Origin of the sequence: Streptomyces sp. AK08-02 (genome assembly GCF_033795085.1) — a bacterium.
Lineage (GTDB): Bacteria > Actinomycetota > Actinomycetes > Streptomycetales > Streptomycetaceae > Streptomyces > Streptomyces echiniscabiei.
Genome location: NZ_JARAZV010000012.1, coordinates 319,344 through 339,305, shown reverse-complemented (window position 1 = coordinate 339,305; position 19,962 = coordinate 319,344). Strand labels below are relative to the sequence as shown.

Below are 19,962 nucleotides of genomic sequence, written 5' to 3'. Positions count from 1 at the left end.
GGCCGCGTGTGCTGTTGTGGGTAGGTCGCGTGTCAGGTCAAAGGGTATCCGGTCCCAGGGGGTGTTGCCGTCCACCGGGACGCCGTCCGTCGCCCGGCTGCGCCGGTGGCGGCTGCCGGGCCGGGGCGCGGGTACGGTGATCACGGGCGCGCTGCCCTCCGTGACATTCCGCGGTCTCCCGTTCGTACGAGCCCTCCGAGGACGTCTGCCGTGCCGTTCCCCCCACTGTCGCGCACCCCGCTGGGAACCTCTCCGGGTCCGCGCCGAAGGACCCTGCTCGCCTCGGCCGCGGGCGCCGCCCTCCTCGTGGGCTGTACCGCCGAGCCCGACTCGACGGTCACGAGCGCCGGCAGTCCGTCGGTCGCCGAGCGCACGCGCGCGCGTGCCGCCCGCGACAGCACGGACCTCGTACAGCAGTACGACGCTGCGATCGCCGCGTTCCCGGTGCTGGCGGAGCGGCTGGCGGAGCTGCGGGCGGAGGCCGAACGGCACGCGAAGGCGTTCGGGGGCGGCGAACCGACCCCCACGCCCACGCCGACCCCTGCACCCACATCGACGCCCACATCGACATCGACGTCCGCGTCACCTTCGGCTCCCACGGGGCCGGCCGACGAGCAGGACGCCCTCGCCGGACTCGTCGCCGCCGAACGGACCCTCGTGGACCGGCGTACGAAGGCGCTGCTCGACGTGCCGGGTGAGCTGGCGCGGGTGCTGGCCTCGGTCGCGGCGGCCGGGGCCGCGCATGTGTATCTGCTGACGGAGGGCATGAAGTGAGCGGGGCGACTCCGATGAAGACGGAGAAGGCGGAGAAGGCCGACAAGGACTCCGCGGAGGTGACCGCGCTCCAGGCCGCCCTGGCCGCCGAGCACGCGGCGGTGTACGGGTACGGGGTGGTCGGCGGGCTGATCGGCGAGGCCCGCCGGACCGAGGCGAGGGCCGCGTACGACGCCCATCGGGCCCGGCGCGACGCGCTGGCGCGCATGGTGCGGGCTCTCGGGAGCAAGCCGGTGGCGGCGGCGGCCGGGTACGCCCTGCCGTTCCCCGTGCCGGACTCGGACGCCGCCGTCCGTCTCGCGGCGGAGCTGGAGGAGCGGGTCGCCGGGGTGTACTCCGACCTCGTCCGGGCGGCCGAGGGCGAGCGGCGCCGCACGGGGGCCGACGCGTTGCGGGAGGCCGCGGTGCGGGCGGTGCGCTGGCGGGGCGGGAGCGTACCCTTCCCAGGGCTCGCCGAGCGGGCCGGCTCCGCGTCGGCACCGGCCACGGCGCCGGTGACACCCTCGGCGTAGCCCGAACCGCATACCGCGTACCGCGCACCGGAAGGAACGACTCGCGCATGGCTTTCGAACCGCCGCCCCGTCTGGTGAGGGCGCTCGGCGAGACGGTACCGGACGGTGACGACTGGCTGGCGCGGCTGCCCGCGGCTGCTCAACAGGCCCTGGATCTACGCGTGTTGACCATGGAACGGGTGCAGGTTCCAGGCGGTCGGAGCAGTCTGGTGGTGCTGGTGCGGCGGGCTGACGATATGCCCGCCGTCCTGAAGCTCGCACCGCGCCGGGCCCGGCCGGAGAGCGAGCGGGCGGCGCTGGCCCATTGGGGCGGGGCGGGCGCGGTGCAGTTGCTGGAGCCGTCCGCCGACGCCGTTGGCTCCACCGGTGAGGGTGTGCTGTTGCTGGAGCGGCTGCATCCGGACGTGTCGGTGCGGTCGCTGCCCGAGGCGAAGGCCCTGCTGGAGGCGGCGGGGACGCTGCGGCGGCTGTGGGTCGAGCCGCCCGCCGGGTCGGACGCGACGTTCGAGACGGTGGCCACGCGGACCGGTCGCCAGGCGGAGGCGATGGCGGCGAGCGCCGGCGCGGACGCGCAGGTGGCGCCACTGGTCGAGACGGCTCTCGCCGCACGTACGGAGTTGCTGGTCGCGCCGCCGGAGGCGCGCTTGCTGCACGGGACGTTCCGGCAGAGCAAGGTGCTGGCCGCGGAGCGGGCGCCATGGCTGGCGGTGGGGCCGGATCCGGTGGTCGGTGAGTGCGCGTTCGATTTGGCGCGGCTGGTCCGGGACCGGGTGGAGGATCTCATCGCGTCCCCCTCGGGAGCGGCGATCACTCGGCGTCGGGTGAAGCGGCTCGCCGAGTCGTTGGATGTGGATCAGGAGCGGTTGCGGGGGTGGACGTTGTTCAGGGCGGTGGAGTCCGGTGTGCGGGCTCTGCGTGTGGGGCGGCCCAAGGATGCGGAGTTGCTGTTGGAGTTTGCCGGGTGGCTTTGAGGTACTCGGTCTCGTTGTCGGGCGTGGGTTCGTCGTGGCTTGTCGCGCGGTTCCCCGCGCCCCTGGGTGGATCACCCAACCGCGAGTTTGAGGGCCAGGACAGGGCAGTCGGTCGCCGCCCTGCGGGCTCGTTTCACTGTGCGGGCGGGGATCGGGGTGCCGCTTACGAGTGGGTAGCCCCATTCGTCCAACGTGATGTGTTCCGGGAGGAGTTCCGCGCACAGGCCGTGGCCCTTGCAGGACGTCCAGTCGATGTCGATCGTCGTCGTTTCCTGGCTCTGGGGCATGTCAGCTCCTCTCGTTGGGGACGGGCAGCAGCGGGGTCGCGTCCGTCGCCGTGCAGTGGCCGGTCGCGTGGGCGTCGAGTTCGGTGGCGAAGGTGGTCAGGGCCGAGCGGACCAGGCGGACCGTGCCGTCGGGGTGGTGGCAGGCGCCGCGCCCCTCGACGAGGCCGGCCCAGCGGGCGATGTCGGCGCGAACCGTGCCCTGGGGGCCGGGGGCGGCCAGGGTCTGGAAGGCGGTGGCGATCCGGGGCAGGCCGTTGAGGCAGGGGCCGCACTGGCCTGCCGACTCCAGGGCCAGGTACCTGAGGACGCGGGCGGTTTCGGCGAGGCCGCAGTGGTCGGCGGGCAGGGCGGCGAGCACACCTGCCCCCAAGTGGATGGTGTTGAGCGGGAGTTGGGCCGCCTCGGCAGCCGGGATCCAGCTGCCGTGGTAGCCGCCGACGAGGACCGCTCCGGTGGGACCCAGGGGCAGCAGTCTGCCGATCGGCATCCCGAACGGGGCCTCGACGACCCGTACTTCACGCCCGGGCACATGCACCGTGCACAACGCGCTACCGGGTTCCGACGGCGTCCCGGCGGCCCGGAACCAGTCGGCGCCGTAGCGGGCGATCAGCGCGAGGTGGGCCAGGGTCTCGACGTTCTGGACGAGGGTCGGGGCCCGGTGCACTCCGCGCTCCCGCACCGGTGGGCGCTGGTATCGCGGGAGGGCGGTGCCACCGGAGACGTACGAGGCGAGGGCGGAGGACTGGCCGGACAGGAACCGCCTGGGGACGCGGACGACCTGAACGGACAGCGGGTCGTGGCGGCGCTCGGCAAGGGCCGCCTCCAGGTGGCTCGCGCCCGCCTCCACCGCGAGGTACGCCTCGCCGGCGCCGACCGCCGCCGCCGCCAACTGCAGCCCGTCCAGGACGAGATGGGGCGAGAGGCGCAGCAGCGTCTTGTCCTTGTGGCTCGCGGGCTCCCCCTCGGCACCGTTGGCGACGACCACCGGGACTCGGCCGGTCCGGCGTCCGGCGTCGGCCACGGAGACGAGTTTGCGGTAGGTGGCGAAGGCGGCGCCGCCCCGGCCCGTGAGTCCCGACTCGCCGACTGCCCGCAGGAGTTGGGCCGGATCGCCGTAGGAGACGGGACCGTACCGCTGCTCGTGCGTGGTGAGGTCGGCCGGGGCGCCGCCAGGGGCCAGGAGGCGGGGTGGCATGAGGATGTCGGCGTACGTGGTGGTCATGAGCGGGCCCCTTCGAGCGGGCGTTCCGGTGTGTGGAGCAGGGCGGCCGGGGTCCGGCGGGAGGCTCGTACGGCGCGGGCCGTGCGGATGCCGAAGGCGGCGAGGACGGCGGCGACGCAGGACACGGTCAGCCAGGTCATCCAGTCGGCACCGGTGTCCGTGCCGATGCCGATGCCGTGGACGAGGGCGATCGGCCAGGAGACGTACGCCAGCCAGTGCACGGCACGCCAGGTGCGGTGGCCGAGGCGGGTGCGCAGCAGGCTGGTGATCAGCACTGCGAGCATCAGGTCCAGGGCGACCGTGCCGAGGCCGAGCCAGAGGGGCTGGTAGTCGGAGACGAACGGGACGAGGGCGTCGAGGGGGGTGATGTCGACGTAGCCGTCGACCACCGCGGCGGCTACGTGGAGGGCGAGGAAGGCCGTGGCGGAGAGGGAGAGGGTGCGGTGCAGGGCCACGGTGCCGAATCCGGGCAGACCGGGGAGTCTGGTGCGTAGTCTCACGGCGATGCCGAGCAGGACGACGACGGTGAAGAGGACCAGGCATACGGCGCCCGTCGCCCGGTTGGCGTACCAGAGGGTTTCGGAGGTCATGCGGCTGCCTCCGGGTCCGTGGGAGCGCGGGTGTAGCTGGGAAGTGCCGAAGTCCCCTCCGCGAAAGGTGAACTGGGCCAGCCCGGCGTCGTCACGACCGTTCCGTCGTGCGCCACGAGTCTCGCCGGGAGGCCGAGGGCCGTCAGCCAGCGTTCCGCGCCCGCGCCTTTGACCAGGGCCGCCGTGGTAGCCGCGTTGGCGTCGGCGCAGTCGGCCGCCGCCACGGAGACCGTCCGCCAGGGGGTCCGGGCGGGCAGGCCGGTGCTCGGGTCGATGATGTGGTGGAGGGTGTGCTCACCCCGGCGCCAGTGGCGGGCGGCCGTGCCGGAGGTGGCGAGGCCGCCGCTGTGGAGGCCGATCGTGGTGTACGGGCCCTGTGCGGGCGGCTCCTCCGCCGGGCCGGTGACGTCCTGGACGCGGATGCGCCAGCCGCCCGTCGGAGGCTCGCCCGCGACAGCCGTGTCACCGCCGAGGCTCACGAGGACTCCGCACCCGGCGGCCCGGGCGAGCGTGCGCGCGGCCCGGTCGGCGGCCCAGGCCTTGGCTGTGGCGCCCAGGTCCAGGCGGATGCCGGCCGGGACGGTGACGGTGCCGGTCGCGCGGTCCAGCTGTATCCGGCGCCAGCCGGGGACTCGCCGCACGGTGAGCCGTACCGGACGGTCGTCCTCCTGGACGAGGGAGAAGTCGCGGTCGTAGCCGAGGGCGTCCATCGCCGAGCCGACCGTCGGATCCACGGCTCCGTCGGTCGCCTCTGCCGCGCGGAGGGCCACTGCAAGGGCCTCGGCGAGCAGGGGACTGACCCGGGTCGGGCGGCCGTCGGTGCCGTCCAGCGCGAAGAGTTCGGAGTCTTCGCGGAAGCGGCTGCAGGTGGCGTCGACCTCTGCCAGATGACGGGCCAGCAGGAGGTTGCAGGAGTCCAGCAGGGCCGGGTCGGTGGTGACGAGCCGGACGCTGGTGCCGAGGGCACGCCAGTCGGCGGCGGCCGTGGGGCGGACGGCGGTGGTCGTCACGACGCCCCCGAGGTGGAGTCGGCGGAGCCGCCGGAGTCCGAGGAGGAGGTCAGGCCGTCCGAGGAGGACTGGAGGCCGCTGGAGTCCGAGGACGCTGTGTCCGTGCTGGTGCCGGTACTCGTATCGGCACTCGTGCCGCTGTCCGCACTACTCGAACTGGAGGTCGAGTCCGAGGGGCTGCTCGCGGTCGTCGCCGCGTCCGACTCCATCGTGCCGACGAGGGCGAACACCCCGGCCGCCGCCGCCAGTGAGACCGCCGCCGCCACGGCCGCCGTCCGCCGCATCCCTCTGCGCACCGCCGCGGCGGCTCCCCGCTCCCGCTCCCTGACCGTCATGGCCGTTCCCCTCCGTAGGACGTGACTCTGTGTCACGTCCTACGTTCGGGGACCGGCCTGAGAGAAATCTGTGAGGCGCCCATACGCCTCCCGAGAACTCTCTGAGAGGCGGCTTTAAATCATGGCCGCCATCAGACGGTGGCGGTCAGGCGGGCGATCGCTTCCTCGACCGTCAGTTCCTCGCGCTCGCCCGTCCGGCGGTCCTTCAGTTCGAGGACGCCCTCGGCGGAACGGCGGCCCGCCACCAGGATCTTCGGTACGCCGATCAGCTCGGCGTCCGTGAACTTGACGCCCGGGGAGACGCCGGCGCGGTCGTCGACCAGGACACGGGCGCCGGCCGCGGCCAGCTTGTCGGAGACGTCGAGGGCCAGTTCGGTCTGGAGTGCCTTGCCGGCGGCGACCACGTGGACGTCGGCCGGGGCGATCTCCTTGGGCCAGCACAGGCCCTGCTCGTCGGCGTGCTGCTCGGCGAGGGCCGCGACCGCGCGGGAGACACCGATGCCGTACGAGCCCATGGTCACGCGGACCGGCTTGCCCTGCCGGCCGAGGACGTCGAGGCTGAGGGCGTCGGCGTACTTGCGGCCGAGCTGGAAGATGTGGCCGATCTCGATGGCTCGGTCCAGCTTGAGGCCGGTACCGCAGAGCGGGCAGGGGTCGCCTTCCTGGACGACCACGGAGTCGATGTACTCGTCGACCTCGAAGTCACGGCCGGCGACGACGTTCTTCGCGTGCAGACCGTCCTTGTTGGCGCCGGTGATCCAGGCGGTGCCGGGGGCGATGCGCGGGTCGGCGAAGTATCGGACCTTCTCCAGGCCCTGCGGGCCGACGTAGCCGCGTACGAGGTCGTCGCGGCCCGTGAAGTCCTCGGCGGTGACGAGTTCGACGGCGGCGGGCGCGAAGTGCGCCTCGACCTTGCCCAGGTCGACCTCACGGTCACCGGGGACACCGATCGCGACGATCTCGCCGTCCACCTTGATCAGGAGGTTCTTGAGGGTGGCCGACGCCGCCACGTTCAGGTACGCGGCGAGCGTCTCGATGGTCGGGGTCTCGGGGGTGGGGATCTCCTCCAGGGCGGGGACGGCCGACCCGTCCACCGGCTGGAGCGCGTACGTGATCGCCTCGGTGTTGGCGGCGTAGTCGCAGTTGGGGCAGTCGGCGAAGGTGTCCTCGCCGGCGGCGGCCGGGGCGAGGAACTCCTCGGACTTGGAACCGCCCATGGCGCCCGCGGTGGCGGCGCAGATGCGGTAGTCGAGGCCGAGGCGCGCGAAGATCTTCTGGTACGCCTCGCGGTGCAGGGCGTACGACTGGGCGAGGCCCTCGTCCTCCGTGTCGAAGGAGTAGGAGTCCTTCATCAGGAACTCGCGGCCCCGCAGGATGCCGGCGCGCGGACGAGCCTCGTCGCGGTACTTGTTCTGGATCTGGTAGAGGATCACGGGCAGGTCTTTGTAGGACGAGCACTGGTCCTTGACCAGGAGGGTGAAGATCTCCTCGTGGGTCGGGCCGAGGAGGTAGTCGCCGCCCTTGCGGTCGTTGAGACGGAACAGCTCGGGGCCGTACTCGTCCCAGCGGCCGGTCGCCTCGTACGGCTCCCTCGGCAGCAGGGCGGGGAGGGTGACCTCCTGGGCGCCGATGGCGTCCATCTCCTCGCGGACGACCCGCTCCACGTTGGCGAGAACCTTCTTGCCGAGCGGCAGCCAGGACCACAGACCAGCGGCGGTGCGACGTACATAACCGGCCCTGACCAGCAGCTTGTGGCTGAGCACCTCGGCGTCGGCCGGGTCGTCACGCAGTGTCTTGACCATCAAACGGGACATGCGCTGGACCTGGGCCTGGGCCATGATTCTCGACTCCTGCTGCGTAAGGGTGATGGCAGGAGGTTAGCCGGGGGGTGCGGCACGGTGGAAATCGGTAAACCGCCGGGGGGGGGACGCCCTAGCGGCGGCGCAGCGGCAGTGGGGCGCCCATCACGGCGTACGGCTTCGGGGCGCTGGGGAAGAGGACCTGGCGGGCCAGGTCCTCGTACCCGAGGGAGTGGTAGAGGCCGCGGGCCGGGCTGTCGGTGTCGATCGCGGAGAGGATCGAGCGGGGTTCGGCGGCGCCGTCGGTGATGGCGGTGATGAGGGCACGGCCGACGCCGATGTTCTGGAAGGTCGGGTGGACGTGCAGTTCGGTGATCACGAAGGAGTCGTCGAGCCAGGCGTCGTGGCCCTGCCTGCGCAGATACGGCTCGACGACGGTGGACCACCAGTGCGTACGGTCGTTCGGCATGCCGTACACGAACCCGGCGAGCCGGCCCTCGGGAGTGGTCGCGCCGAGCGCGCGGGCGCCGGGGTAGCTCAGGTGCCGTAGGACGATCTGCCTGCGTACGGCGACCTCGTCGGCGCCGAGTCCGAACGCCACGGCCTGGACGGCAAGCGCCTCGTCGACCCGGGCGGCCAGGTCGAGGGAGCCTACGACCACGTCGTGGGGGCGGGGGTGGCGGTGGCCCTGACCGGGGAAGCGCGGCATGTCGGGAGACTACAGGGGGTGCGGGCGCCCTTCGGTGGGAGCGGGGCGGATGTGGCCGAGCCTCGTCCCCCGGGATCGGACGACGGCGGTCGGAACGACGGCGGTCGTTTCAGAACAGGACACTCATGAACGCTCCGACCTCCTGGAAGCCCACCCGCAGATAGGTCCGGCGGGCGGGGGTGTTGAAGTCGTTCACATACAGGCTGACCACGGGGGCCACGTCCGCGAGGGCGTAGCGCAGTACGGCCGCCATGCCGGGGGCCGCGAGGCCGTGACCCCGGTATTCGGGGGCCACCCACACGCCCTGGATCTGGCAGGCCTGCGAGGTCGCGGCGCCGATCTCGGCCTTGAAGGCGACCCTGCCGTGCTCGTCGAGGCGGGCGAAGGAACGGCCGGAGCCGACCAGTTCGGCGACCCGGGCCTGGTAGAGGAGGCCGCCGTCGCCCGCGAGTGGCGAGATGCCGACCTCCTCGGTGAACATCGCCACGCACGCCGGCATGATCGTCTCCATCTCGTCCTTGCGGATGCGGCGGACGTACGGATCCGGGGCGACGAGAGAGGGGTCCGGCAGCCGGTCGGTGACCATGAGGGGCTGGTGGCGGCGGACCTCACGGGCGGGGCCCCAGCTCGGTTCGAGCAGCCGCCACAGCTGGGTGGTGGCCTCGGCGGGGCCGACGATGGAGGAGCAGCGGCGGCCAGCTCGCCTGGCCCGGTCGGCGAAGGCGCGTACCGCGCGGGGGGTGGCGCAGATCGGGACGAGGTTGGCGCCCGCATAGCAGAGGCTGGTGAGCATGCCGTCCTCGTACCAGCCCCACATCTCGCCGCCGAGGCGCCAGGGGTCGAGGCCGGCGACCTGGACGCGGGAGGTCACGAAGGCGTTGGCGACCGGCTCGCGGCCGAGGACGGCGAGCGCGGCGTCCAGGTCGCCCGGGTCGAGCACCCGGGAGGTGGTCTGCGTCAACACGTACGGGGCCTCACCAATGCGGTCTGCTGATCCCCGCACTGTACCTGCGGAAGCTGGGCGGCGTCGTCCTGTGTTTGGGTACCGTTCGCCAGTTGGTGACCGTGGACTCCGGTTGCCGCACCTGGGGGCTGCGCCCCCAGACCCCCCCCTTTCGCGCTGAACGCGCTCGTCCTCAAACGCCGGACGGGCTGGGTATTCAGCCCGTCCGGCGTTTGAGGACGAGGCCCGTTCAGGGCCGTGGCAGGGGTTCGGGGGCGGCAGCCCCCGAGGATGGGACGGGTAGGGGCGGCGGGGGCGAGTATCAGCCCGCCACGGACACCGACGGCTCACCGGAGGCGATACCGTCCGCCTCCATCTGTTCGGCGATCTTCAGCGCCTCCTCGATCAGGGTCTCCACGATCTTCGACTCGGGGACCGTCTTGATGACCTCGCCCTTCACGAAGATCTGCCCCTTGCCGTTGCCGGAGGCGACGCCGAGGTCGGCCTCGCGGGCCTCGCCGGGGCCGTTCACCACGCAGCCCATGACCGCGACGCGCAGCGGGACCTCCATGCCCTCCAGGCCGGCGGTGACCTCTTCGGCCAGCTTGTAGACGTCGACCTGGGCGCGCCCGCACGACGGGCACGAGACGATCTCCAGGCCTCGCTGGCGGAGGTTGAGGGACTCCAGGATCTGGTTGCCGACCTTGATCTCCTCGACCGGCGGCGCCGACAGCGAGACGCGGATCGTGTCGCCGATGCCCTCGCTGAGCAGCGCGCCGAAGGCGACGGCCGACTTGATCGTGCCCTGGAAGGCGGGACCGGCCTCGGTGACACCCAGGTGGAGCGGGTAGTCGCAGGCCGCCGCCAGCTGGCGGTAGGCGTTGACCATGATCACCGGGTCGTTGTGCTTGACGGAGATCTTGATGTCCCGGAAGTCGTGCTCCTCGAAGAGCGACGCCTCCCACAACGCCGACTCGACGAGCGCCTCGGGGGTGGCCCTGCCGTACTTCTTCAGGAGCCGCTGGTCGAGGGAACCGGCGTTCACGCCGATGCGGATCGGCGTGCCGTGGTCCTTGGCGGCGCGCGCGATCTCCTTGACCTGGTCGTCGAACTGCTTGATGTTGCCCGGGTTGACCCGGACCGCCGCGCAGCCGGCCTCGATCGCGGCGAACACGTACTTCGGCTGGAAGTGGATGTCGGCGATCACCGGGATCTGCGACTTGCGCGCGATGGTCGCCAGCGCGTCCGCGTCGTCCTGCGTGGGGCACGCCACCCGCACGATCTGGCAGCCGGACGCCGTCAGCTCGGCGATCTGCTGGAGTGTGGCCCCGATGTCCGACGTACGCGTCGTCGTCATCGACTGCACCGACACCGGCGCGTCTCCGCCCACGGCCACCGAACCGACCTGGATCTGTCGGCTCTTCCGGCGTTCGGCGAGCTTGGTCGGAACGGTCGGCATGCCGAGAGAAATCGCAGTCATCTGCTGTGCAACCCCAAGTTGTGGTTCAAGGTCCGGTCCCGTGAAACAGCGGGCTCCAGGCTTCGAGATTACGGCACGCGCCCAGGCCCGAGCACTCCCCCGCCTCGAATGCACTCGGCGGGGGGACCCCACCGCGCCCAAACCCGCTCGGTGAGGAACGGCCGGGCACAGGAGGTTGTCCCCACTGTGCCCGGCCGCCACTGACGCCGAGGTGAACCCCGTGCGGCTAGGAGATGCGCACCGGGTTGACCACGTCCGCCACCAGGACCAGGAGCGTGAAGCAGATGAAGAGTCCCGCCACCACATAGGCGACCGGCATCAGCTTCGCCACGTCGAACGGACCCGGGTCCGGGCGCTTGAGCAGCTTCGCCGTGTTCCGTCGCAGCGACTCCCACACGGCGCCCGCGACATGGCCGCCGTCGAGCGGCAGCAGCGGGAGCATGTTGAAGAGGAACAGGGACAGGTTGAAGCCCGCCACCAGCATCAACGCCATCGCCAGCTGCTGGGTGGGCGGGATGTCCAGGGTGAAGATCTCACCGCCCACGCGGGCCGCGCCGACGACGCCCATCGGGGAGTCCGCGGCGCGTTCGCCACCGTCGAAGGCCGCGTTCCACAGGGCGGGGATCTTGCCGGGCAGGCTCGCGATGGAGTCGACGGCCTCGCCCATCCGGTCACCCATCCAGGTCACCGAGTCGCCGAAGTCCTGGCGGACGATGCCGGTGGCCGCGCCGAAGCCGAGGAAGCCGGCCGTGACGTACTGGCCCTGGACGATCTGGCCGCTGGAGTCCTTCTTCGCCACCTGGTTCGAGGCGATCTTCGCGTGCAGGGTGACCTGCTCGCCCTTGCGGTCGACGACGATGGCCACCTCCTTGCCGGGGTTGGCGCGGATCTCGTCCGAGAGCTTGTTCCAGGCGTCGACCTGGACCCCGCCGAAGGAGAGGATCTTGTCGCCCGCCTTGAGGCCGGCCGCCGCGGCCGGGGAGGCCTCGTCGGTCTTGCGGCACTTGTCGCGGCCCTCGCTCTGGGCGATGACGCACTGGGAGACGGAAGCGACCGTGGTGGTCTGCTGCGAGACGCCGAAGCCCATCAGGACCGTCAGGAACAGGGCCACCGCGAGGATCAGGTTCATGAACGGACCCGCGAACATCACGATGACGCGCTTCCACGGCTTGCGCGTGTAGAACAGGCGCTTCTCGTCGCCCGGCAGCAACTCCTCGAAGGACTGGGCGCGGGCGTCCTCGATCATTCCGCGCCAGGGGGAGGTCGAGCGGGCCTCGATGCGGCCGTCCGGGCCCGGCGGGAACATCCCGATCATGCGGATGTAGCCGCCGAACGGGATCGCCTTGAAGCCGTACTCGGTCTCACCCTTCTTGCGCGACCAGATCGTGGGGCCGAAGCCGACCATGTACTGCGGTACGCGGATGCCGAAGAGCTTCGCCGTGGAGAGGTGTCCCAGCTCGTGCCAGGCGATCGACACCAGTAGGCCGATCACGAAGACGACTATGCCGAGGATCATCATCAGTGCCGTCATGCACGGGCCTCCGCCGCTTGCTGTGTCTTCGTCTGTTGTGTCAGTTCCCGGGCCCTCGCCCGCGCCCAGGACTCCGCTTCAAGGACGTCCGCGACGGTCAGGGAAGTTCCCGTACGAGGGGTGCCGTGCTCCTCTACCACCCGGGTCACGGTCTCCATGATTCCGTTGAACGGTAGCCCGCCGCCGCGGAACGCCTCCACGCACTCCTCGTTGGCCGCATTGAACACCGCCGGGGCCGTGCCCGCGAGCTGCCCCACATGCCGGGCGAGGCCGACCGAGGGGAAGGCGTCGGTGTCGAGCGGGAAGAACTCCCACGTCGACGCCTTGCTCCAGTCGAACGCGGGCGCCGCGTCCGGTACGCGCTCCGGCCAGCCGAGGCCGATCGCGATGGGGCCCCGCATGTCGGGGGGCGTGGCCTGGGCCAGTGTCGATCCGTCCGTGAACTCAACCATCGAGTGGACATACGACTGCGGGTGCACGACCACCTCAATGCGGTCGAAGGGAATGTCGTAGAGGAGGTGTGCCTCGATCACCTCCAGGCCCTTGTTGACGAGCGTCGCGGAGTTGATCGTGATCACCGGGCCCATCGCCCAGGTGGGGTGCGCCAGCGCGTCCTCGACCGTCACATCGGCCAGCTGTGCCTTCGTACGGCCGCGGAAGGGGCCGCCGGACGCCGTCACCACGAGCTTGCGCACATCGGAACGGGTACCGGCCGCCAGGGCCTGGAACAGGGCCGCGTGCTCGGAGTCGACCGGGATGATCTGGCCCGGCCGGGCGAGCGCCTTGACCAGCGGGCCGCCGACGATGAGCGACTCCTTGTTGGCGAGCGCGAGGGTGCGGCCGGCCTTCAGCGCGGCGAGGGTGGGGGCGAGGCCGATGGAGCCGGTGATGCCGTTCAGCACGGTGTGGCAGGCGTCGGCGGCGAGGTGAGTGGCCGCCTCCGGTCCGGCGAGGATCTCGGGCAGCGGCTCCCCGGCGCCGTATCTGGCACCCAGCGCCTCGCGCAGGGCCGGTACGGCGTCCTCGCGGGCCACCGCGACCGTGCGTACGCGCAGCTGGCGGGCCTGCTCGGCGAGGAGCTCCACCCGACCGCCGGCGGCGGAGAGCCCGGTGACCCGGAAGCGGTTCGGGTTGCGCAGCACGAGGTCGATGGCCTGGGTGCCGATCGACCCGGTGGAACCGAGGATCACCACGTCCCGCGGACCGCCTTCGGCGACGGGGTCGAAGACGACGTGCGGGTCTGCGAGTGGGGCTGGACTGTCGGTCATCCCTCCATTGTGGCCGCTGCCACCGACAGTGAGGACAGGGCGTCCCTCGGGTGAGCGTCCATAAGTGAAACCCACATACAGATCATGTGATAACACTTCTTCCCTGACCGGTGGACGACCGGTCAGTCGTGGACGAAATCCTGGGGGGATCTCGATGCACATCCGACGTACCGTCCTGCCCGCGCTCGCGGGCGCCGTGGCCCTGACCGGCGCGGTTCTCAGCACTCCGGCCGAAGCGGCCGGCGGTGTGGTCATCCGGCACGTGTGGTTCGACAGTCCGGGCTCGGACACCGGTTCCAACGGCTCCCTCAACGGGGAGTGGGTGGAGATCAAGAACACCAGTTCGGCGTCCATATCGCTCAGGGGCTGGATCCTGAAGGACGTCGCCAATCACAAGTACACCTTCGCCAATCTGAGGATCGGCGCGGGCAAGACCATGAAGATCCGCACCGGCAAGGGCACGGACACCGCTGCGACCAAGTTCCAGAAGCGTTCCTGGTACGTCTGGAACAACACCAGCGACACTGCGATCCTGACGAGATCGAACGGGTCGAAGGTCGACGACTGCAAGTGGACGACCAGCGACCCGAGCGACAAGTGGTGTTAGTTCCGCCGGCTGCGCGGTTCCTTTCCTGCGGGTAGGCGGAGGGGCTTCTCGCGCGGTTCCCCGCGCCCCTGGACGGCTGCCCCTTCGGGAGCCGTCCAGGGGCGCCGGGTCAGCGGATCGGGCGGTGAAGGTTCTCCTGGTCCGACGGGCCGGGGGTCGCGTCCGCGATCCAGGGGCCGTCTCCCGAGAGATCCACGACACCCTCCTCCAGCCAGGTGTACGTGCCGGCGAGGACGCCTCTGACCACCGCGCGGTCGATGTCGTCGGTGTTGGTCCACAGGCGGCCGAAGAGTTCCTCGACGCGGACCCGGGCCTGGCGGCAGAAGGCGTCCGCCAGTTGGTAGGCCTCGTGGCCGTTCCGGCCCTGGGCCCGCAGGAGTTCGGCGCGTACGCAGGCCGCGCTCATCGCGAACAGTTCGGCACCGATGTCGACGATCCGGCCGAGGAAGCCCTGCTTGGTCTCCATCCGGCCCTGCCAGCGGGACATGGCGTAGAAGGTGGAGCGGGCCAGCTTGCGGGCGCCGCGCTCGACGTAGCGCAGATGCGGCGAGAGGTCGACGCCCTCACCCTTGAACTCGGCGTACGAGCCCGGGAGTTGACCCGCGCCCGTGACGAGCTTCGGTAGCCACTTGGCGTAGAAGACCCCGGCGTTCGCGCCCGCCCTCGCCTTGTCCGGCAGCGACTTCTCCGGGTCGATGAGGTCACCCGCGACCGTCAGATGGGCGTCGACCGCCTCGCGGGCGATCAGCAGGTGCATGATCTCCGTCGAGCCCTCGAAGATGCGGTTGATACGCAGGTCGCGCAGTATCTGTTCGGCGGGGACCGCCCGTTCACCCCGCGCGGCGAGCGACTCGGCGGTCTCGAAGCCGCGTCCGCCGCGGATCTGGACGAGTTCGTCGGCCATCAGCCAGGCCATCTCGGAGCCGTACAGCTTGGCGAGGGCGGCCTCGATGCGGATGTCGTTGCGGTTCTCGTCGGCCATCTGGGAGGAGAGGTCGAGGACCGCTTCGAGAGCGAAGGTGGTGGCCGCGATGAAGCTGATCTTCGCGCCGACCGCCTCGTGCAGCGCGACCGGCCTGCCCCACTGCTCCCGTACTCCCGACCACTCCCGGGCGATCTTCAGGCACCACTTGCCGGCGCCCACGCACATCGCGGGCAGCGAAAGCCGGCCCGTGTTCAGGGTCGTCAGGGCGATCTTGAGGCCCGCGCCCTCGGGGCCGATGCGGTTGGCGGCCGGGACACGCACCCGGTGGAGGCGGGTGACGCCGTTCTCCAGGCCGCGCAGGCCCATGAAGGCGTTGCGGTGCTCGACGGTGACACCCTCGGAGGCGGTCTCGACGACGAACGCGGTGATGCCGCCCTTGTGGCCCTCGGACTTCGGCACCCGAGCCATGACCACGAGGAGGTCGGCGACGACTCCGTTGGTCGTCCAGAGCTTCACCCCGTCGAGGACGTAGTCGTCGCCGTCCGGTACCGCGCTGGTGGCGAGCCGTGCCGGGTCGGAGCCGACGTCCGGTTCCGTCAGCAGGAACGCGGAGATGTCGGTGCGGGCGCAGCGCGGCAGGAACTCGTCCTTCTGTTCCTGGGTGCCGAAGAGCTTCAGCGGCTGCGGTACGCCGATCGACTGATGGGCGGAGAGCAGCGCGCCGAGCGCCGGGTTCGCCGAGCCGACCAGGGCGAGCGCCTTGTTGTAGTACACCTGGGTGAGGCCGAGGCCGCCGTACTTGGTGTCGATCTTCATACCGAGGGCGCCGAGCTCCTTCAGCCCGTTGACCACCTCGTCCGGGATCCGGGCCTCGCGCTCGATGCGGGCCGCGTCGATCTTCGTCTCGCAGAAGTCGTGCAGCCTGGCGAGGAACTCCTCACCGCGCCGCGCGTCCTCGGCTGCCGGGAGCGGGTGCGGGTGGATGAGGTCGAGCCGGAAGCGGCCGAGGAACAGTTCCTTGGCGAAGCTGGGCTTCTGCCAGCCCTGTTCCCGGGCGGCCTCCGCCACCTGACGGGCCTCCCGCTCGGTGACGGTGGGTTTTGCCGTGGCTTCGGCGCCGGGTTCGGCGGTGGGTTTGGCTGGGCTTGCGGACATGAGGCACACCTCGCCGCGAATCGGGATCTTGAGGACCGTACGTTACTGATCGGTGCTACTCGATCGTTGGTACCCGATTACGGGCGACCCCACCAGTCCTCGCGCGACCGTGGTCCGCACCCGGAGCCGACGGCCTTCTTCTGGCTCCAGGGGCTGTCGCCCGCGCCGCACTGGGGACGTCGTTTCGCGTAGGCACTCCCCAGCGGCCACTGTCGGGTGCGAAAGTGGCCCTCCTGGCCGAAAAAGCTCCGCGAATCGTTGTCGAAGCGCTTCGACAACATATGGACACCCACCCGTGGTGGGGTTACTGTCGTTCCACCCCTCACTCGCTGTTATCCGTTGCCCATATCCGTCATGCGCACTGTCGAAGCGCTTCACACAATGCTTGGAGAGCTGGATGGTCACCCTCGCCGAGGTCGCCCAGCACGCCGGAGTCTCGGCGAGCACGGTGAGCTATGTCCTCAGCGGCAAGCGGTCCATCTCCGTGGGTACCCGGCAGCGGGTGGAGCAGAGCATCCAACAGCTCGGCTACCACCCGAACGCGGGCGCCCGGGCGCTGGCGAGCAGCCGTTCCAACATCATCGCCCTGATGGTCCCGTTGCGTACGGACATGTATGTGCCGGTGATGATGGAGATCGCCATCGCGGTGGCGACCAGCGCCCGCACCCACGGGTACGACGTGCTGCTGCTCACCGGCGAGGAGGGCCCCGACGCCGTGCGCCGGGTGACCGGCAGCGGGCTGGCCGACGCGATGATCCTGATGGACGTCGAACTCGACGACGAGCGGCTGCCGTTGCTGCGCGGGACGGACCAGCCGTCCGTGCTCATCGGACTGCCGGCCGCCACCGAGGGTCTGACCTGCGTCGACCTCGACTTCGGCGCCACGGGCGCGCTGTGCGCCGAGCACCTCGCACGGCTCGGGCACCGCGACATCGCTGTCATCGGCGAGGCGCCCGCAGTGTACGAACGGCACACCGGTTTCGCCGAGCGCACGCTCGACGGACTGCGGGTCCGGGCACGGGAGTTGGGGGTGCGGGTGCTGCATCGGCCGTGCGAGGGCGGGTACGACGCGATGACCGTGACGCTGGCCCGGATCTTCGACGAACGGCCGGGCACCACGGGCTTCGTCGTGCAGAACGAGTCGGCGGTCGAACCACTGCTCGCGCTGCTGCGCCAGCAGGGGCGGGCGGTGCCGGAGGACGTGTCGGTCATCGCCGTCTGTCCGGACCAGGTCGCCACCCAGGCCTCGGTGCGGCTGACGTCCGTCGCCATTCCCGCCCAGGAGATGGGGCGCCGCGCCGTGGAACTGCTGATCGCCAAGCTCGAAGGGCACGGGAGTGACGAAGTCGCTCTGATCGCGCCCGAGTTGACGGTGCGGGCCAGCACGGGGCCGGCCCCGGCCACTTCCTGAGCCGGTCGTCTCCCGCACCGGTCACCTGCCGGACCGGTGTCACCTGCCGCCTCCCGCACCGGTTGGCTTCCGAACCGACCATCAAACCGATCCGACCAGCCTCACCGACTCCGACTCCGACTCCGCCCCCGACTCTCCATGCGTGATGCCCAACGCCCGCACGTCCGGCGGGCGTTGGTGAGTGCTGCCTGTCCCGGTCCGGCGCAGCCGTGCCGGATTCCCCTCCCCCACTCCTTTTCTCCACTCCTTCCTTCAGGAGCCGCCACGTGAACCAGCCCGCCGAAACCCTGTCTCCGTCAGGCGCGGTCAGCCTCGCGCAGTCCTCCCCCACAGTCGGTACGTTCCGTGAGCGGGACGGTGCGCTGGAGTGGAGCGGCCGTCAGGAGACCGTGCGGATAGAACCCTGGGGTCCGGACGCCGTCCGGGTCCGCACCCGGCTCGGCGGGCCGGTCCTGGAAGGGCTGCCGGGCGCCCTTCTGGACGAGCCGGAGTCGACGCCGTACACCGTCAAGATCGAGGACGGGCAGGGGCGGTTGACCGTCGGCGCGCTGACCGTCGAGGTGAGCGCCGAGGGCCTGATCCGTTTCCTGCGCAGCGACGACGCCGCCGAGCTGCTCGCCGAGGAGCGGGCGCACTTCTGGTGGCCGGGCTCGCGTCTCTACACGGCTGTCGGCAACGGCTACCACCGGCTTGAGCAGCGGTTCGCCGCCTACGAGGACGAGAAGCTGTACGGGCTCGGCCAGCACCAGCACGGCCGGTTCGACCAGAAGGGTGTCGTGCTGGATCTGGTGCAGCGCAACGCCGAGGTGTCCGTGCCGGTCCTCACCTCCAGTCGCGGTTACACCCTGTTGTGGAACAGCCCGGCGATCGGGCGGGTGGAGCTGGCGGGCAACGGGACGCGCTGGGTGGCGGATTCGGCCCGGCAGATCGACTACTGGATCACGGCCGGACAGCCGGCCGAGGCCCAGCGGCGCTACAGCGCGGTGACGGGACGTACGCCGATGCTGCCGGAGTGGGCGGCGGGCTTCTGGCAGTGCAAGCTGCGCTACCGGACGCAGGACGAACTCCTCGACGTGGCACGGGAGTACAAGCGGCGCGGGCTGCCGCTGCGGGCCATCGTGTGCGACTTCTTCCACTGGACACACCTGGGCGACTGGAAGTTCGACCCGGCCGAGTGGCCCGACCCGGCCGCCATGGTGCGGGAGTTGACGGAGATGGGCGTCAAGCTCGTCGTGTCCGTCTGGCCTTCGGTTTCGCCGCTCTCCGAGAACCATCAACTGATGGAGCAGCGCGGTTACCTCATCGGCACGCAGTACGGCCCGATGGCGCACGCCGACTGGCCGGACAAGGGTGTCGCTTCCACCGTCCAGGTCGCGTTCTACGACGCCACGAACCCGGAGGCCCGCGAGTTCCTCTGGTCGAGGGTCCGCGACAACTACCTTGCCCCGTACGGCATCACGGCCTTCTGGCTGGACGCCTGCGAACCGGAGCTGAAGCCCGGCTTCCCGGAGAACCTGCGGTACTGGGCGGGCCCCGGCCTGGAGGTCGGCAACCTGTACCCGCTGGAGAACGCCCGCACGTTCTACGAGGGCCTCGTCGCGTCCGGCGAGGACGAGGTGATCAGCCTCAACCGCTCGGCGTGGGCGGGCAGTCAGCGCTACGGCGCCGCCCTGTGGTCCGGTGACATCGGGGTCGACTTCCCGACCCTGCGCCGACAGATCGCGGCCGGTCTCAACACCGCCCTCTCCGGCATCCCCTGGTGGAACACCGACATCGGCGGCTTCCACGGAGGGGACCCGGACGATCCGGCGTACCAGGAGGTGATGGTCCGCTGGTTCCAGTTCGGCGCGCTGTCCCCGCTGATGCGGCTGCACGGCTTCCGCGACCCGGGTATGCCGCTGGGCCCCGACATGACCGGCGGACCCAACGAGGTGTGGTCGTACGGCGAGACGGCCGGCCCGATCCTGGAGCGGTACGTCCGGCTGCGTGAGCGCCTGAAGCCGTATGTGCTGCGGGTCATGCGGGAGGCGCACGAGGAGGGGCTGCCGGTGATGCGCCCGCTGTTCCTGGAGTTCCCGGACGACCCGGCGGCCTGGTCCGTCGACGACGCCTATCTCTTCGGCCCCGATCTGCTGGTCGCTCCGGTGCTGACGGCGGGTGCGACGACCCGTACGGCGTACCTTCCGGCGGGGGCGACCTGGACGGACGCGTGGACCGGTGAGACGTACGAGGGCGGTGCGCCTGTGACGGTCGACGCACCCCTGGACCGCATCCCGCTGTTCCTGCGGGACGGGGCGCGACTGCCTGTGGCGGAGTAGCGGCGCCCCGACGCGGCGGCGGTCGGTCCTTCGAGCGGGGGGCCGGCCGCCTGTTAATGCTGGGTTTCCTGCGAACTCCGATGCAGGAAAGGGTAGTTGGTTGGGTAAGGACCCT

General features: G+C 70.9%; 18 protein-coding genes. 7 read left to right on the top strand and 11 right to left on the bottom strand.

The annotated features are described in order from the left end of the window. Positions 1-210 precede the first annotated feature (210 nt). From PV734_RS26215 to PV734_RS26205, 3 genes are read left to right on the top strand one after another with little or no spacing between them, the layout of a single operon-like run. Positions 211-774 carry a hypothetical protein gene (locus PV734_RS26215; protein WP_319292185.1) on the top strand — a complete coding sequence of 188 codons (564 nt, stop codon included), beginning with the start codon at positions 211-213 and terminating at the stop codon, positions 772-774. A gap of 14 nt (positions 775-788) precedes the next feature. Continuing rightward, positions 789-1,286 (top strand): ferritin-like domain-containing protein, encoded by a 498-nt coding sequence (locus PV734_RS26210; protein ID WP_319095244.1) that lies wholly within the window; start codon positions 789-791, stop codon positions 1,284-1,286. A gap of 47 nt (positions 1,287-1,333) precedes the next feature. Then, positions 1,334-2,257: an aminoglycoside phosphotransferase family protein gene (locus PV734_RS26205; RefSeq protein WP_319292182.1), complete on the top strand. Its 924-nt coding sequence runs from the start codon at positions 1,334-1,336 to the stop codon at positions 2,255-2,257. 71 nt (positions 2,258-2,328) lie between these two features. Here the strand turns inward: PV734_RS26205 and PV734_RS26200 are convergent, their stop codons facing one another. Genes PV734_RS26200 through PV734_RS26185 form a run of 4 tightly spaced genes read right to left on the bottom strand, consistent with a single transcriptional unit; the run spans position 2,329 to position 5,366 of the window. Next, positions 2,329-2,544, bottom strand: a complete 216-nt coding sequence (locus tag PV734_RS26200; RefSeq protein ID WP_319095204.1) for a ferredoxin — start codon at positions 2,542-2,544, stop codon at positions 2,329-2,331. A 1-nt stretch (position 2,545) separates the two neighbouring features. Further along, positions 2,546-3,766 (bottom strand): NADH-ubiquinone oxidoreductase-F iron-sulfur binding region domain-containing protein, encoded by a 1,221-nt coding sequence (locus PV734_RS26195; RefSeq protein WP_319292179.1) that lies wholly within the window; start codon positions 3,764-3,766, stop codon positions 2,546-2,548. Further along, positions 3,763-4,356, bottom strand: a complete 594-nt coding sequence (locus tag PV734_RS26190) for a ferric reductase-like transmembrane domain-containing protein (RefSeq protein WP_319095201.1) — start codon at positions 4,354-4,356, stop codon at positions 3,763-3,765. Before PV734_RS26190 ends, PV734_RS26195 begins: the two co-directional genes overlap by 4 nt. Then, a complete protein-coding gene (locus PV734_RS26185) occupies positions 4,353-5,366 on the bottom strand; it encodes an FAD:protein FMN transferase (RefSeq protein WP_319095200.1) in 1,014 nt (337 codons plus the stop codon). Before PV734_RS26185 ends, PV734_RS26190 begins: the two co-directional genes overlap by 4 nt. Before the next feature lie 12 nt (positions 5,367-5,378). On the opposite strand from PV734_RS26185, the gene PV734_RS26180 reads away from it, so the two are divergent. Then, positions 5,379-5,726 carry a hypothetical protein gene (locus PV734_RS26180; RefSeq protein ID WP_319292176.1) on the top strand — a complete coding sequence of 116 codons (348 nt, stop codon included), beginning with the start codon at positions 5,379-5,381 and terminating at the stop codon, positions 5,724-5,726. 106 nt (positions 5,727-5,832) lie between these two features. Here PV734_RS26180 and PV734_RS26175 read toward each other — a convergent pair whose 3' ends face one another. From PV734_RS26175 to dxr, 6 genes are all read right to left on the bottom strand, one after another. Next, positions 5,833-7,539, bottom strand: a complete 1,707-nt coding sequence (locus PV734_RS26175) for a proline--tRNA ligase (protein ID WP_319095198.1) — start codon at positions 7,537-7,539, stop codon at positions 5,833-5,835. Between the two features lie 94 nt (positions 7,540-7,633). Next, positions 7,634-8,209 carry a GNAT family N-acetyltransferase gene (locus PV734_RS26170; protein ID WP_319095197.1) on the bottom strand — a complete coding sequence of 192 codons (576 nt, stop codon included), beginning with the start codon at positions 8,207-8,209 and terminating at the stop codon, positions 7,634-7,636. A gap of 109 nt (positions 8,210-8,318) precedes the next feature. Continuing rightward, positions 8,319-9,173: a GNAT family N-acetyltransferase gene (locus PV734_RS26165; RefSeq protein ID WP_319095195.1), complete on the bottom strand. Its 855-nt coding sequence runs from the start codon at positions 9,171-9,173 to the stop codon at positions 8,319-8,321. 301 nt (positions 9,174-9,474) lie between these two features. Then, positions 9,475-10,632 (bottom strand): flavodoxin-dependent (E)-4-hydroxy-3-methylbut-2-enyl-diphosphate synthase, encoded by a 1,158-nt coding sequence (gene ispG / locus PV734_RS26160; RefSeq protein WP_319095194.1) that lies wholly within the window; start codon positions 10,630-10,632, stop codon positions 9,475-9,477. A gap of 226 nt (positions 10,633-10,858) precedes the next feature. After that, positions 10,859-12,151 (bottom strand): site-2 protease family protein, encoded by a 1,293-nt coding sequence (locus tag PV734_RS26155; protein ID WP_319095243.1) that lies wholly within the window; start codon positions 12,149-12,151, stop codon positions 10,859-10,861. Between the two features lie 8 nt (positions 12,152-12,159). Next, positions 12,160-13,431, bottom strand: coding sequence for a 1-deoxy-D-xylulose-5-phosphate reductoisomerase (gene dxr / locus PV734_RS26150; RefSeq protein WP_319095193.1), 1,272 nt, complete (start codon positions 13,429-13,431; stop codon positions 12,160-12,162). 154 nt (positions 13,432-13,585) lie between these two features. Between dxr and PV734_RS26145 the strand changes: the two genes are divergently transcribed. Next, a complete protein-coding gene (locus PV734_RS26145) occupies positions 13,586-14,038 on the top strand; it encodes a lamin tail domain-containing protein (protein WP_319095191.1) in 453 nt (150 codons plus the stop codon). A 109-nt stretch (positions 14,039-14,147) separates the two neighbouring features. Here PV734_RS26145 and PV734_RS26140 read toward each other — a convergent pair whose 3' ends face one another. Next, entirely contained in the window at positions 14,148-16,118 is a 1,971-nt protein-coding gene (locus tag PV734_RS26140) for an acyl-CoA dehydrogenase family protein (protein ID WP_319292172.1), read from the bottom strand. 397 nt (positions 16,119-16,515) lie between these two features. On the opposite strand from PV734_RS26140, the gene PV734_RS26135 reads away from it, so the two are divergent. Beyond that, positions 16,516-17,529 (top strand): LacI family DNA-binding transcriptional regulator, encoded by a 1,014-nt coding sequence (locus PV734_RS26135; RefSeq protein ID WP_319095189.1) that lies wholly within the window; start codon positions 16,516-16,518, stop codon positions 17,527-17,529. 266 nt (positions 17,530-17,795) lie between these two features. Then, positions 17,796-19,847, top strand: a complete 2,052-nt coding sequence (locus tag PV734_RS26130; protein ID WP_319095188.1) for a glycoside hydrolase family 31 protein — start codon at positions 17,796-17,798, stop codon at positions 19,845-19,847. Positions 19,848-19,962 lie beyond the last annotated feature (115 nt).